General features: G+C 51.6%; 9 protein-coding genes and 1 pseudogene. 9 read left to right on the top strand and 1 reads right to left on the bottom strand.

Features of this window, described 5'->3' with window-relative positions; genetic code table 11:
• Positions 1 to 206: 206 nt before the first annotated feature.
• Positions 207 to 698 (bottom strand): putative 4-hydroxy-4-methyl-2-oxoglutarate aldolase, encoded by a 492-nt coding sequence (locus R0134_RS11695; protein ID WP_319782109.1) that lies wholly within the window; start codon positions 696 to 698, stop codon positions 207 to 209.
• A gap of 1,033 nt (positions 699 to 1,731) precedes the next feature.
• On the opposite strand from R0134_RS11695, the gene arcA reads away from it, so the two are divergent.
• The 9 genes and pseudogenes from arcA (at position 1,732) to R0134_RS11740 (ending at position 12,549) form a co-directional block, all read left to right on the top strand.
• Entirely contained in the window at positions 1,732 to 2,448 is a 717-nt protein-coding gene (gene arcA / locus R0134_RS11700; protein ID WP_319782111.1) for a two-component system response regulator ArcA, read from the top strand.
• A gap of 84 nt (positions 2,449 to 2,532) precedes the next feature.
• A pseudogene (locus tag R0134_RS11705) lies at positions 2,533 to 3,138 on the top strand (pseudouridine synthase); the annotation flags it as partial.
• On the top strand, positions 3,138 to 3,593 hold the full coding sequence (locus R0134_RS11710; RefSeq protein WP_319782113.1) for an NUDIX hydrolase: 456 nt from the start codon (positions 3,138 to 3,140) through the stop codon (positions 3,591 to 3,593). The pseudogene R0134_RS11705 and the gene R0134_RS11710, both read left to right, overlap by 1 nt.
• Before the next feature lie 594 nt (positions 3,594 to 4,187).
• Entirely contained in the window at positions 4,188 to 5,528 is a 1,341-nt protein-coding gene (gene mgtE, locus R0134_RS11715; RefSeq protein ID WP_319782114.1) for a magnesium transporter, read from the top strand.
• A gap of 754 nt (positions 5,529 to 6,282) precedes the next feature.
• Positions 6,283 to 7,737: an AAA family ATPase gene (locus R0134_RS11720; protein WP_319782115.1), complete on the top strand. Its 1,455-nt coding sequence runs from the start codon at positions 6,283 to 6,285 to the stop codon at positions 7,735 to 7,737.
• 3 nt (positions 7,738 to 7,740) lie between these two features.
• On the top strand, positions 7,741 to 9,183 hold the full coding sequence (locus R0134_RS11725) for a vWA domain-containing protein (RefSeq protein WP_319782116.1): 1,443 nt from the start codon (positions 7,741 to 7,743) through the stop codon (positions 9,181 to 9,183).
• Between the two features lie 669 nt (positions 9,184 to 9,852).
• Positions 9,853 to 11,277 carry a nodulation protein NfeD gene (locus R0134_RS11730; protein WP_319782117.1) on the top strand — a complete coding sequence of 475 codons (1,425 nt, stop codon included), beginning with the start codon at positions 9,853 to 9,855 and terminating at the stop codon, positions 11,275 to 11,277.
• Between the two features lie 12 nt (positions 11,278 to 11,289).
• On the top strand, positions 11,290 to 12,093 hold the full coding sequence (locus R0134_RS11735) for a slipin family protein (RefSeq protein WP_319782118.1): 804 nt from the start codon (positions 11,290 to 11,292) through the stop codon (positions 12,091 to 12,093).
• A 51-nt stretch (positions 12,094 to 12,144) separates the two neighbouring features.
• Entirely contained in the window at positions 12,145 to 12,549 is a 405-nt protein-coding gene (locus R0134_RS11740; protein ID WP_319782119.1) for a group II truncated hemoglobin, read from the top strand.
• Positions 12,550 to 12,761 lie beyond the last annotated feature (212 nt).

Here is a 12,761-nt window from a genome sequence, read left to right on the forward strand (position 1 = left end):
TTCTTTACCGAAAAGGCGGCACCTACCTGTAACCTATTGAATTTATTGGCGCTGAGTTCACTGAAACATGGCTGAGCTTTGTGGGTAATCAGGAAAGGTTTTTACGTTCTAGCGCTCAGTGTTGTACGAATTTAGGGTTGGTTGGCTTGTTCGCTTCACCCTTCACTCTTTACCCTTCACATGGTTTCCCGTGGCAAAGCCTGCATTTAAAACGAAGGGTGACTCAAGGCTTCTTGAGAGACCAAGATGCCGTTGATATCTGCATAGAGATAATCACCGGCATTAATGGTGACTCCGGCGAAGGTGACGGCTAAGTCCGTCTCGCCTAAGCCGCGTTTCTCGGTTTTCATGGGGCTGGCGGCCAGTGCTTTAACCCCCAATGCCATGGCACTAATCGCAGCTGCATCACGAATGGCACCGTTGATCACCACGCCAGCCCAGCCGTTTTCCATTGCCGTGGCGGCCACTTGATCGCCCATGAGTGCGCGATTAACAGATCCGCCGCCATCCACCACTAATACCTTACCCGTGCCAGGCGTGGCGACGAGCTCGCGAACCCGCGAGTTATCTTCAAAACAGCGCACTGTCACGACTTTCCCCCAAAAGGTAGTTTGTGCGCCAAAATCTTTAAATATTGGCGCTAATATCTTAACTTTCTCTGGGTGCTCATCACACAAGTCTGGTAGTAAATCCATCATCAGGCATCTCCTAATCATATTTTATTAAGCTTTATATGGCTTTTAGTGCTCTTACTTACATTCGTTAAGCCCTCTACGCATCAAGTAACCTCTAAATACTAGGCTGCAATCTATCTAACCCTACTATTATTAAGACGTTAACTCTAATATCTCAACGCGTTGAGCACGCTGGGCGCGTTAATTATCGAAATAAAGCCATAGGGTTACCTGATTACTCATGAACTTCAGCCATTATGCGCGCTGTTTCGGTTTGTTCTTTTCTCACTGCCCGGTTGGCTCCAAGGCCAAGGGTCTGGCACTTGTAGCAGCCAATTTATTCGGCTGGCCAGCTCCGCTGGCTGTTTGTGAGCTTTAGGAATAAAAACCAAAACCGTGCCGAAGTCCTCTTCGCCGAAGAGACGGGCACCTACAAGGGAGGAGACGGGCATCTCCCTGTAACTTATTGAATTCATTGATGCTGAATTCACTGAAATATGGCTGAGCTTTGTGGGTAATCAGGTGCGTTCAAGCCCCACAACCACGCCAAATTTCAAAACGTTGCACCGTAGAGGCCGCTTTAGCTGGCCGGTGGCGCGTTAGCGCCACCAAGCTCTTCAAACCGCACGACGTTGACAAAGGCCGCATCTTCACTCTTTACCCATCACACTTCGCGTTCTTTTCCGCCGTCCTGGGCTTGACCTTGATCAAGGTTACGTTTAAAACTATTTAACATTCTGGGAGCTTGACTATTGTTATGCCCCTGTTAACTGTTAAAATAGTGCAACTTTAGGTAATGGACCTCTGTTTGTCCCGTCGGTCTATTTTGAGCACCATGCAGTAACCACATGGCAGCAACCACATGGGATGGCAGCAACTGCATGGGATGCAAATAAAAAAAGCTCAAAGCAGGCAGTGTCACTGGGCCGAAAGCTCGCTACTTAAACAGTAGTGTAGCGCTGCGTAAGAGGGTAGAAGCGTTACAAATGATCCACATTTCCTACTCCAGCGACGGTTGATACTCAACTCTATTTACATCTAATAAACAGGTAGGCACATGCAGACTCCACATATTCTTATTGTTGAAGACGAGTTAGTTACTCGTAATACGTTGAAAGGCATTTTTGAAGCAGAAGGTTATTCTGTTTTAGAAGCCACCGATGGCGACGAGATGTATAAGGCGCTGTCGAACAACAACATCAACTTGGTGATCATGGATATCAACCTGCCAGGCAAAAATGGCTTGTTGCTGGCCCGTGAATTGCGCGAGCAGCACAACCTCGCCTTGATGTTTTTGACCGGTCGCGATAACGAAGTGGATAAGATCTTGGGCCTAGAAATTGGCGCCGATGATTACATTACTAAGCCGTTTAACCCTCGTGAGCTGACCATACGCGCACGCAACCTCTTAAGCCGCACCATGCAAACGCCAGAAGCGCCGGAAGAAGAGCGCCAAGTGGATGCCTATCGTTTTAATGGTTGGACGCTGGACATTAATAGCCGCGCTTTGGTGAGCCCGAATAACGAAGTGTTCAAACTGCCGCGCAGTGAATTTCGTGCCATGATCCATTTTTGTGAGCAGCCTGGTCAAATTCAAAGCCGTGCCGAGTTACTGAAAAAGATGACCGGCCGCGAGCTTAAGCCTCATGATCGTACGGTAGACGTCACCATTCGTCGTATTCGTAAGCACTTTGAGTCTATGCCAGACACCCCAGAAATTATCGCCACCATCCACGGCGAAGGCTATCGCTTTTGCGGTGACTTAGAAAGCTAAGCGCCAATCTAATACCCACTTAAAAACCCCGCCAACGCGGGGTTTTTGTTATGGTGCACTCCTTACTAATTAAGTCTTTTTGCCATGAACGCCAAGAAACCACGCCCCAACTTCAGATCAAAACCGAAAGTCACCACTAAAGCCCCAGCTAGTACTGGCCCTGCCGTGACGCTGCTGTTTAACAAACCTTATATGGTGTTGTGCCAATTTACCGATGGTGAGGGCCGCCAAACCTTGGCGGACTTTATTAAGCAGCCGGGTGTGTATGCGGCGGGTCGTTTGGACAGAGACAGCGAAGGCCTATTAGTGCTCACCAATAACGGTGCACTTAACGCGCGCCTTACCCAGCCTGGGCGTAAAACCGCCAAAACCTACTGGGCTCAGGTAGAAGGTGTGCCCAGCGAAGCGGATTTGAACTTACTGCGCCACGGCGTGACCTTAAAAGACGGCCCCACCCTGCCCGCCGAAGTGCGCATTATGGCGGAGCCCGCCGTTTGGCCACGCACCCCGCCCATTCGAGAGCGCCAGCAAATCCCCACCACTTGGCTAGAAATTCGCATTATAGAAGGCCGTAATCGTCAAGTAAGACGCATGACCGCGCACATCGGCTTTGCAACTTTGCGCTTAATTCGTTATGGCGTGGGTGACTGGACCTTGGACGATTTACCCTCGGGCCAATGGAGAGCGGTATGAGTCATCATCCTTTTGCGGTGACCGTGGCCATGATAGTGCACGCCGGTGAGCGCTTTTTAATGGTGGAAGAATGGCAGCAAGGGCGTATTCGTTATAATCAACCGGCCGGCCACCTTGAACCTGGCGAGTCTATCTTGGCGGGCGCCCAGCGGGAATTACTGGAAGAAACCGGGCTGGATATTAAGCTCAACCAAGGGGTGGCCATTTATCAGTTTGAAGCACCCGATAACGGCACTCACTTTGTGCGCTTTACTTTTTGTGTCGAGGTGCCAGCACCGCTAGCCACCCACCCTCAAGATCCGGATGGCGATATTATTCGCTGCCATTGGTTAACGCTGAGTGAGATTGAAGCCTTAGGCGAACAATTACGCAGCCCAATGATTTTAGCTTCCTTTAAGGATTATCTGGCGGGGACTCGTTTTGAACTCAGCACCTTGAAACAGCAAGACTAACGCCGAAAATGGTGAGGGGCGAGTTAAGAGAAAAGTAAAAAATTGACCTGTTTAAGCGAATTACAAAGCTAGACAACGCACTTGTAGCCCCACGCTTTAGGTCTTGATACTCACCATTCCAGCCTACTGCGAATATTCGCTGGATATTCGATTAAGCTGAAATGATTCGTCATGGCGACAAGCCGCCCCTGCGAAGCAGGATAGTTTAAAACATTCCCGCTGAAGCGGGAGTGCTAGCTAAAGCGGCACACTACAAAAGACGGCGTTGGTAGGCTTTAGATACTGTATTTACTATTCACAGTACAGAGTGACAACACTGACCAGTTAGTTTTACAGAATTGTCTTAACCACATGAATTACTTGGGTCTGTCTCCATTTTTCCGTGGTTTCTGTGGATTCCGTGGCAGATCTAGATTTGGCTTTGATTCGTTTTAAACCCTCGCTGCGGCGCGCCGCTTAGGCTTGCTATTAAAAAATCAATCACTTAGCATTTATGCCAGTAAAGCTTGCCTCATTTATGTCTAAAAATTGCGTAGTTCGCAGATTTTTTAGCTGATATTTAGTGCCTCTTGGGTTATCACGCGGAGCAGTAGTATGGATCATAGAGAACTCGCGTTGGTATTAGGCAACGCCATTGAGCAGCAGCAATTCGAAATCGCGCTCGAACGAGTCAAGGGTATGCGCCCGGTTGATATCGCCGATACCTTAGCCGAGATAAATCCTGCACTCGCTTGGCGCCTGCTGGACAAAGTGCCCGATCGCGCCAGCATATTTTCTTATTTAGATGACGACGAACAGGTAGCCATGGCACGGGAGTTTCCGCGCGCCAACTTGGCTCGCCTGGTGTCTGAAATGCCCTCCGATGAGCGTGCTGACTTATATAATCACCTCGACCAAGGGCAAAGAGATGCCTTGCTGCCGGCATTGGCTCAAGCCGAGCGTGAAGATATTCGAAAGTTAGCCTCCTATCGCGAAGGCACGGCTGGCGCTTTGATGTCTTCAGATTACGCCACCCTAGATGGCAACATGAACGTGAGTGAGGCGCTCGCCGCCCTGCGCACCGAGGCACCGGATGCAGAAACTATTTATCACGCCTACGTGATTGATGAGGGCCGCAAGTTATTGGGCGTAGTGTCACTGCGCGCCCTTATTTTAGCCGCCCCGCCGACCTTGATGCACAGCTTGATGATCAGCTCCCCCATTCATTGTCGAGTCAATGACGACCAAGAAGACGTGGCTAAAACCGTGGCCCGTTATGACTTAATTGCGCTGCCTATCACCGATAATGATGGCGCCTTAGTGGGCATAGTCACCCACGATGACGCCATGGACGTGCTCAGCGAAGAAGCCACCGATGACTTCCATAGATCCAGTGGTGTAAGCACCATGATCGGCAATATGAAAGATGTCAGCATTCGCGTGTTATATCAGAAGCGAGTGTTTTGGTTGGTGCTATTAGTATTCGGTAACTTATTTTCCGGTCTCGGTATTGCCCATTTTGAAGACTTGATTGCGGCCAACATCGTATTGGTATTCTTTTTACCCTTATTGGTGGGCAGTGGCGGTAACGCCGGCTCCCAATCCGCGACTTTGATGGTGCGCGCGCTCGCCACCGGCGAGGTGGTGATGCGAGACTGGTTTAGATTGTTAGGCCGAGAAGCCTTAGTTGCTTTGTCTTTAGGTGCCACTATGGCGGTCGCGATTTCTGCCATTGGCTATGTGCGCGGTGACGCCATCGTCGCTTCGGTGCTGGCCATGAGTATGCTAATGGTGGTGATGATTGGTTGTCTTATTGGCATGAGTTTACCCTTTGTGCTGAACAAAATGGGCTTTGACCCCGCCAGCGCCAGCGCACCTTTGATCACCACAGTGTGTGATGCCTCCGGCGTACTTATCTACCTATTTATAGCCTCACAATTTTTAACACTAGGGTGAAAATAGCGCCCCGCTATTTTAGTGCTGAGTGTTGAGTGTTGAATTTTTATTTTGGCCGTCTTCCTGTTGAACATCAGGGTCCCGCACTTCAGCCGTCTTCCTGACGCACGTCAGGATCTATCACTACAGCCGTCATCCTGATGTACATCAGGATCTCGAGCGAAGAGCGAGATACCGGGGCGAGCCCGGTATGACGGCAGAGAACGGGATTTGGCTTTATGCCGTCATCCTGATGCACATCAGGATCTCGTTTTAGGTTTTAGAGCCAAGATCGAGATACGGTCGCACCTCTGGTATGACTACAGGAAGCGGGATTTGGCTTTATGCCGTCATCCTGACGCTCGTCAGGATCTAGTTTTAGGTTTTAGAGCCAAGATCGAGATACGGTCGCACCTCTGGTATGACGACAGGAAGCGGGATTTGGCTTTATGCCGTCATCCTGACGCACGTCAGGATCTCGTTTTAGGTTTTAGAGCCAAGATCGAGATACGGTCGCACGTCTGGTATTACGACAGGGAGCGGGGTTTGGCTTTATGCCGTCATCCTGATGCACATCAGGATCTCGAGCGAAGAGCGAGATACCGGGGCGAGCCCGGTATGACGACAGGGAGCGGGATTTGGCTTTATGCCGTCATCCTGACCCCTCACCTATTTTTCGCCGTTACCTTAGGCTGCCTCACACATTTTGCGTCCCTTGTGATTTTGGGTACAATATTAAACCACCTCTAATACAATTAACTTACAGGTTGTAACCATGGTCGTTAAATCCCGTATTGCTGCACTGATCACCCATTTGCAGCAAGGGCTGCTAGAACGGGATACACCGGCCAGACTAGCCCTGCTGGCGGCCTTATCCGGCGAGCACCTACTATTACTCGGCCCTCCGGGCACCGCCAAGAGTGAACTGGCGCGCCGCTTACATACTATCGTCGATGACAACCGTTATTTTGAACGTCTACTGACCCGCTTCTCGGTACCTGAAGAGTTGTTTGGCCCCTTATCCATCAAAGCGTTGGAGCAAGACAGATACTTGCGCCAAACCGAAGGCTACCTGCCAGAAACCGCCATCGCCTTTATCGATGAAATCTTTAAAGCCAACAGCGCCATCTTAAACAGCCTGCTGACCATCTTAAACGAGCGCCAATTTGATAACGGTAGTAAGCGCGTTAAGGTGCCATTGATTGCGGTGATTGCCGCCAGTAATGAGCTACCCGAAGGCGCCGAGCTGAATGCCTTGTATGACCGCTTCCTACTGCGCTTTGAAGTAGAGCCGGTGCAAGATGAAAGCTTTACCCAGTTATTGACCCTTAACCACAATTACCAAGCACCGGCTGAGGCGGACCGTCTCAGTACCGAGGACTTAACCGCCATCCGTGAGGGCGCCAGCAGCTTGTTATTGTCGGATGCATTGATCCGTTTGCTGCATAGCTTGCGCCACTTCCTCGCTGAGCAAGAAATCACGGTTTCTGATAGACGCTGGCGCAAAGTGGTTAAACTCTTGAAAGTTTCAGCCTTTTGTAATGGTGATAACGAAGCCGGCTTGTACGATGCGTGGGTGTTGCCCCATTGTTTATGGCAAAAGCCGGAACAATATAGCCTGTTAAGCCAGTGGCTGGCGCAAAATATTGCCTCTGATCCGGGCTTTAACGCCGAGTTAATGACCGAGCTGGTAGACAGCTGGCAGCAACGACTCGAACAAGATGCAGATCCCATCGTACCCGCGCTTGATGAACAAGGTTATCAGCTGTATTTGGACGAGCAAGGGCAAACCGTGGTGGAAGCAAAAGGCCTGCGCCAAAAACGCAACGAGATTGGGGATTTACTGTATCGCCAACCGCGAGTGCCGAATACCAGCTTTACCCAAAATGAAATACGCAACCTCGGTAGTAATCTCGATTTATACGAACCCATCATGGAGCAATATCAGCGCCAAAGTGCCCTGCAGCCCAAGGCCTGGCCGGCGGCGCACATTGCCTCACGCTTGCGCCAACTTAATGAGCGTATTGCCGAGCTCAAGCAGTATTTAGTTTGGCTAGAGCAGCAATTAAGCGGTTTGACTGAACGCTTGGCGGATCATTTGTGGTTGGAGCAAACCCTCGCCACTCAAGCTCAGCGCCAATTGGAGCGCCAGCAGCAGCAGCTCAGCCAACAAAAAGCGCGCTTGCAAGAGCTGCATCACGCCTTTGCCGCCCTGCCTGTTAAGGACTAAGCCATGGCCTCCCCGCTACCGGTTGGACTGGCACCCCTTGCCGCCTTGCCCGAAAACTTATTTGCACTTGTGGTGACGCACCCACTGGGCAACCTCTTGCCCAGAGCCGTGACCGTGCAGCACTGGCTGCAACAATTGGACAAAGGCGAATTAGTGCGTCCCGATGCTCACCTAGACAAGAGCTGGCTAAGCAACAGCACTGAACGGCGGGTGCGGGTCTTGCTCGCTAAGTCTGGCGCGCTGGATTACAGCCAAGATACGCCAGAAGTGGCGCAGGCGGTGGTACAAGATATTTTGTTAGCACTCGAGCAAGTGGAGCTGGCTTGGCCCGCCACGGCCGGTGGCTTAAGTTTACACGGTATGGCGCCCCAGTTAGCCGAGCAAAAAGCACGTGCCCGCCATACTTGGTTGGCCCTGCACAAGCTGGCCGAGCAATGGCAGCACAGAGTGAGCCTTTGGCAATCCATGGATCAGGTCGCCGAAGAACTCGGTATTGCGCCCGCCATTGGTAACGACCAAAATCGCGGCGATCTGCGGGATCGTGCTTGGTTTGACCTATTGCGCTTAAGCAATTGGATAGCCCAAATACAGCCGCTGCAAAAACTGCTGCAGTTATTAGGCCAACAAAAGCCGGATCCTGAGCAAAGCGCTAGCCTCAGTCATTTATTACAAAAGATGAGCCCCCAAGAGCAAGGCCCGCAAGAGCGTAAAATCCCGGGTGTGCCCATGGAAACCGAGGGCATTACCCGCTCCGATAATTTGGCCCGCATGCTGCCGTTAGAAGCGGCGTTTATGGGCCATGAGGTGCTGCGTATTCTCTGGCATGCCAGACGCGCCGAGCAAGGGCTGCTCAGTTATGCAGTGGCGGGTGTAATGCCCATAGATGCAGGCAACGATTGGACCTCACCGCGTTCAGGTAAAGGCGAAGGTGCGGGCCAAGGGCTGCAACAAGGGCCCATTATTTTATGCCTAGACACTTCAGCCTCCATGCACGGTCTTGCGGAGCAGGTGTCTAAAGCCTTGGTCTTAGAAGCCTTGAGGGTGGCAAAGCAACAAAACCGTGGCTGCTTGGTTTATTTATTTGGTGGTACCGATGAGCTGCTAACGCTCGATAATCAAACGCTCGCACTGCCCGAGTTATTAGACATGCTGCGCGGCTCTTTTAGTGGCGGCACCGATGTCAATACCCCGCTCTTGGCCGCCTTGAAGAACCTCAAACAGCAAGCTTGGCAACAGGCAGATATCTTGCTGGTCAGTGATGGGGAGTTTCAGGTGACCGATGAATTACGCCAACAGGTGGCACTGGCCAAAGACGAACAAGGGGTGCGCATGTTTGGCCTGCAATTAGGCTATGCCACCGCCCTGCACGCCATGAACCAACTGTGCGATCCGGTACACTTATTCAGTGACTGGAAGAGCCTAGAACAAGCGGCCCGGTTGCAGTAGTTGTAGGCGAGCACACCCAACACTAAAACCTATTTGCCACGGAATACACGGAGAATTTCTAAGGGGACCCTGTAGGCGAACGCTTGCTCTCGCATTTCGCCAAAGGCGGAACGGGTTAAAATCACCGCACATTTTCAAAATCAAAACCGCGAGAACACTCTCTATCTAGGACAAGTCGCCTACAACACAACAGCCCTTTGCCTATCTTGGTACCAAACTCTCGCATTTCGCCGCAGGCGGACGGTTTAAACCACCACACACCTACAAAACCAACACCGCCCTTTGTAGGCGAACGCTTGTCTTAGGTAAAAGTACCATCGTATTTCGCCGCAGGCAGAACGGGTTATATACTAAGCACCACCAAAATCAAAACCGCGAGAACACTCTCTATCTAGGACAAGTCGCCTACAACACAACAGCCCTTTGCCTATCTTGGTACCAAACTCTCACATTTCGCTGCAGACGGACGGTTTAAACCACCACACACCTTCAAAAAAATTTTTAGGTTTTAGGGCAAAGAGCGAGATTGGCTTTTGTGTTTTTTGTCGTCCCGTCTCGGCGGGATTGATTAAACAGCGTGTGATTCTGCAGGCTCATTAATCGTTCAAAAAACAACCACCCCACATTAAGTGCGCTAGGCTTTAATAAGGACGATGCGGGAGCAGGCACATGAAATGGGGCGTAACGATATTACTGTTATTGTGGCTCGGCCTACCGACACTGGCACAGACACAGGCACAGACACAGACACAGGAGAAGTACTGGCAGCTGGATATCAAAGGCCCCATAGGCTCAGGCACCTCCGACTTTATTGTGACCGAAATCCAGCAGGCGCAAGCCGAGCAACCCACCTTTATCTTGATGATGCTGGATACCCCCGGCGGCCTGTACAGTGCCACCCGAGATATTATTAGTGCCATGCTGGCTTCAGATATTCCTGTGGTGACCTATGTGGCCCCTGGTGGCGCGCGCGCCGCCTCGGCAGGTACCTATATCATGTATGCCAGCCATGTGGCCGCCATGGCACCCGGCACCCATCTTGGTGCCGCCACACCGGTTCAGCTGGGCGGTTCAGGATTGCCAGGGGCTGACCAACCCGATGACACAGACACACCCAAAACCCCTGATGCGCCCGCTGATGATGCCGCTTCCGATGATGCCCCCACCGAGGACACGCCAGCCCAAAAAAGCACCGCCATGGAGCGTAAAACGTTAAACGATGCGGTGGCCTATATTCGTTCACTGGCTCAGTTGCGGGGCCGTAATGCCGAATGGGCCGAGCTGGCGGTGCGAGATGCCGCCACCCTAACCGCCAGCGAAGCGCTGGAACAAAAGGTGATTGAGCTGATCGCCAGCGATGTACCGGCTTTGCTGCTGGCGCTGGATGGTCGAGAAATACAGCTGGGTGACACCCGTTATGTGTTTGCCAGCACTCAGTTAACGGGCGAGTTACGCCAGCCCGATTGGCGTCAGCGTTTCATCATGATCATCAGCAACCCCAATATTACCTACCTGTTGATGCTGGTGGGTATGTATGGCTTGTTGCTGGAGTTTTACAGCCCGGGCTTTGGCGTGTCGGGCGTGATTGGCGCCATTTGTTTGCTGCTGGCCATGCTGGGCATGCAAATGCTGCCCTTTAGTACCATAGGGCTGGCCCTGCTCGGATTGGGGCTGGCGTTGATGATTGCCGAAGGGCTGGCGCCCAGCTTTGGCATTCTGGGGGGCGGCGGCCTAGTCGCCTTTGTTATTGGCTCTGTGTTGCTGTTCGACACCCCGGATCAGGCGTTTCGTATCGCCTGGCCGGTTATTGGCGCTTTAACTCTAGTCTCGCTCGGCCTCATTGTGGTGGTGGTCAGGCTGATTGTTAAACAACGCCACGCCCGCCCCGTATCCGGCGTCGAGAGCATGGTGGGATTGCAAGGTGAGGCGCTCACTGACATTGCGCCGACCGGCTATGTCATGGTGCAAGGCGAGCGTTGGCAAGCGCACAGTACTGAGCCCATAACGGCGCGGCAAACCATAGTGGTGCTGGCGGTCGACCAACTAACTTTGAGCGTGCGCCCGCTAACTCATATTCAAACCGGCAGTTCATAAGGAGTGAGGATAATGATCATCGACTTTATCTATTTTCAGATCTTGATAGTGGTGCTGCTGGTGATGCTGTTTGCCAGCACCTTTCGGATCTTACGTGAGTATGAGCGCGGCGTGATTTTCTTACTGGGTCGCTTTCATAAGATCAAAGGCCCGGGCTTGATTTTGGTGATCCCCTTTGTGCAGCAAATAGTACGGGTGGATTTGCGTATCATCACCATGGATATTCCATCACAAGATATTATATCTAAAGATAACGTCACCGTTAAGGTGAATGCGGTGCTGTACTTTAAAGTCGCAGATCCGCAAAAAGCCATTATTAATATTGAAAACTACTTAGAGGCCACCAGCCAGCTGGCACAAACCACCATGCGTTCGGTGCTGGGCCAACATGAGTTAGACGATATTTTGTCGGCGCGCGATACCTTAAATGCCGACTTACAACGTATCTTGGATCAAAGTACCGATGGCTGGGGCATCAAGGTCACCGCGGTAGAGATCAAGCACGTGGATCTGGACGAATCTATGATCCGTGCCATTGCTCGTCAGGCAGAAGCAGAACGTTCGCGTCGTGCCAAGGTTATCCACGCCACCGGTGAGCTAGAAGCCTCTCAACAATTGTTAGAGGCTGCCCGCATGCTGGGTAAACAACCGGAGGCGATACAGCTGCGTTACTTACAAACCCTGACCGAGATCACCAACGACAACAGTAAGATTATTGTATTCCCGCTGCCGCTGGAGTTCGGTAAAATGTTTCAATCGATCCCCGAGCAACCGCTGCCACCCACTGAAAACCAATCACCCAACGAGATAACCTAAGGTCGGTTTTTTAGCGCTGCGCTGCACTTTGCATAGAAAAAGAGCACCATCATGAACAATTTACCCATTTATGGCCAAGGCGACAGCTCGCTGCAAGCCGCCGGTGGTTTTGCCGGTTTACAAAAGCTGGCGGCAGATTTTTATCAGGCCATGAACACCCGTGCCGATGCGGCCATTATTCGTGCCATGCACCCAGCAGATTTATCTGATAGCACCGATAAGCTGGCCCGCTTTTTAACCGGCTGGCTGGGCGGTCCTTCTTTATACCGTGAAAAATACGGCCCCATTAGCATACCGCGTGCCCATGCTCACTTAGCGATTGGCCCCAATGAGCGTGATGCGTGGCTGGCATGCATGGCCGAGGCTCTATCCTTACAAAACTATGCGCCCGAGTTTAACGATTATTTATTACGCGCCTTAAGCGTACCCGCCGAGCGTTGCCGGACCCGAGATTGAAGCCTTTATGGCAGCGGTAAGCTGTAAGTTAAACAAAGGGCCAAGGCAGTGCCGAGCGATACCAAGAGCCATGCTTATCTTTAGGCCGTCTTCCTGACGCACGTCAGGATCTCGCTTTAAGCCTTTAAACATAAAAACAAGATCCTGAAACAAGTTCAGGATGACGGCCAAGAGCGATGTTTTGGTTTAGCTCGGTGCTAAGCGCCTGAAAC

Source organism: Oceanisphaera sp. IT1-181 (assembly GCF_033807535.1).
In the GTDB taxonomy this organism is placed as follows: Bacteria; Pseudomonadota; Gammaproteobacteria; order Enterobacterales; family Aeromonadaceae; genus Oceanimonas.

Excerpts from the sequence above, each read along its gene's own strand:
- arcA (WP_319782111.1), top strand. The coding sequence starts at position 1,732 with ATGCAGACTCCACATATTCTTATTGTTGAAGACGAGTTAGTTACTCGT.
- R0134_RS11735 (WP_319782118.1), top strand. The coding sequence starts at position 11,290 with ATGATCATCGACTTTATCTATTTTCAGATCTTGATAGTGGTGCTGCTG.
- R0134_RS11695 (WP_319782109.1), bottom strand. The coding sequence starts at position 698 with ATGATGGATTTACTACCAGACTTGTGTGATGAGCACCCAGAGAAAGTT.
- R0134_RS11720 (WP_319782115.1), top strand. The coding sequence starts at position 6,283 with ATGGTCGTTAAATCCCGTATTGCTGCACTGATCACCCATTTGCAGCAA.
- R0134_RS11710 (WP_319782113.1), top strand. The coding sequence starts at position 3,138 with ATGAGTCATCATCCTTTTGCGGTGACCGTGGCCATGATAGTGCACGCC.
- R0134_RS11730 (WP_319782117.1), top strand. The coding sequence starts at position 9,853 with ATGAAATGGGGCGTAACGATATTACTGTTATTGTGGCTCGGCCTACCG.
- mgtE (WP_319782114.1), top strand. The coding sequence starts at position 4,188 with ATGGATCATAGAGAACTCGCGTTGGTATTAGGCAACGCCATTGAGCAG.
- R0134_RS11740 (WP_319782119.1), top strand. The coding sequence starts at position 12,145 with ATGAACAATTTACCCATTTATGGCCAAGGCGACAGCTCGCTGCAAGCC.
- R0134_RS11725 (WP_319782116.1), top strand. The coding sequence starts at position 7,741 with ATGGCCTCCCCGCTACCGGTTGGACTGGCACCCCTTGCCGCCTTGCCC.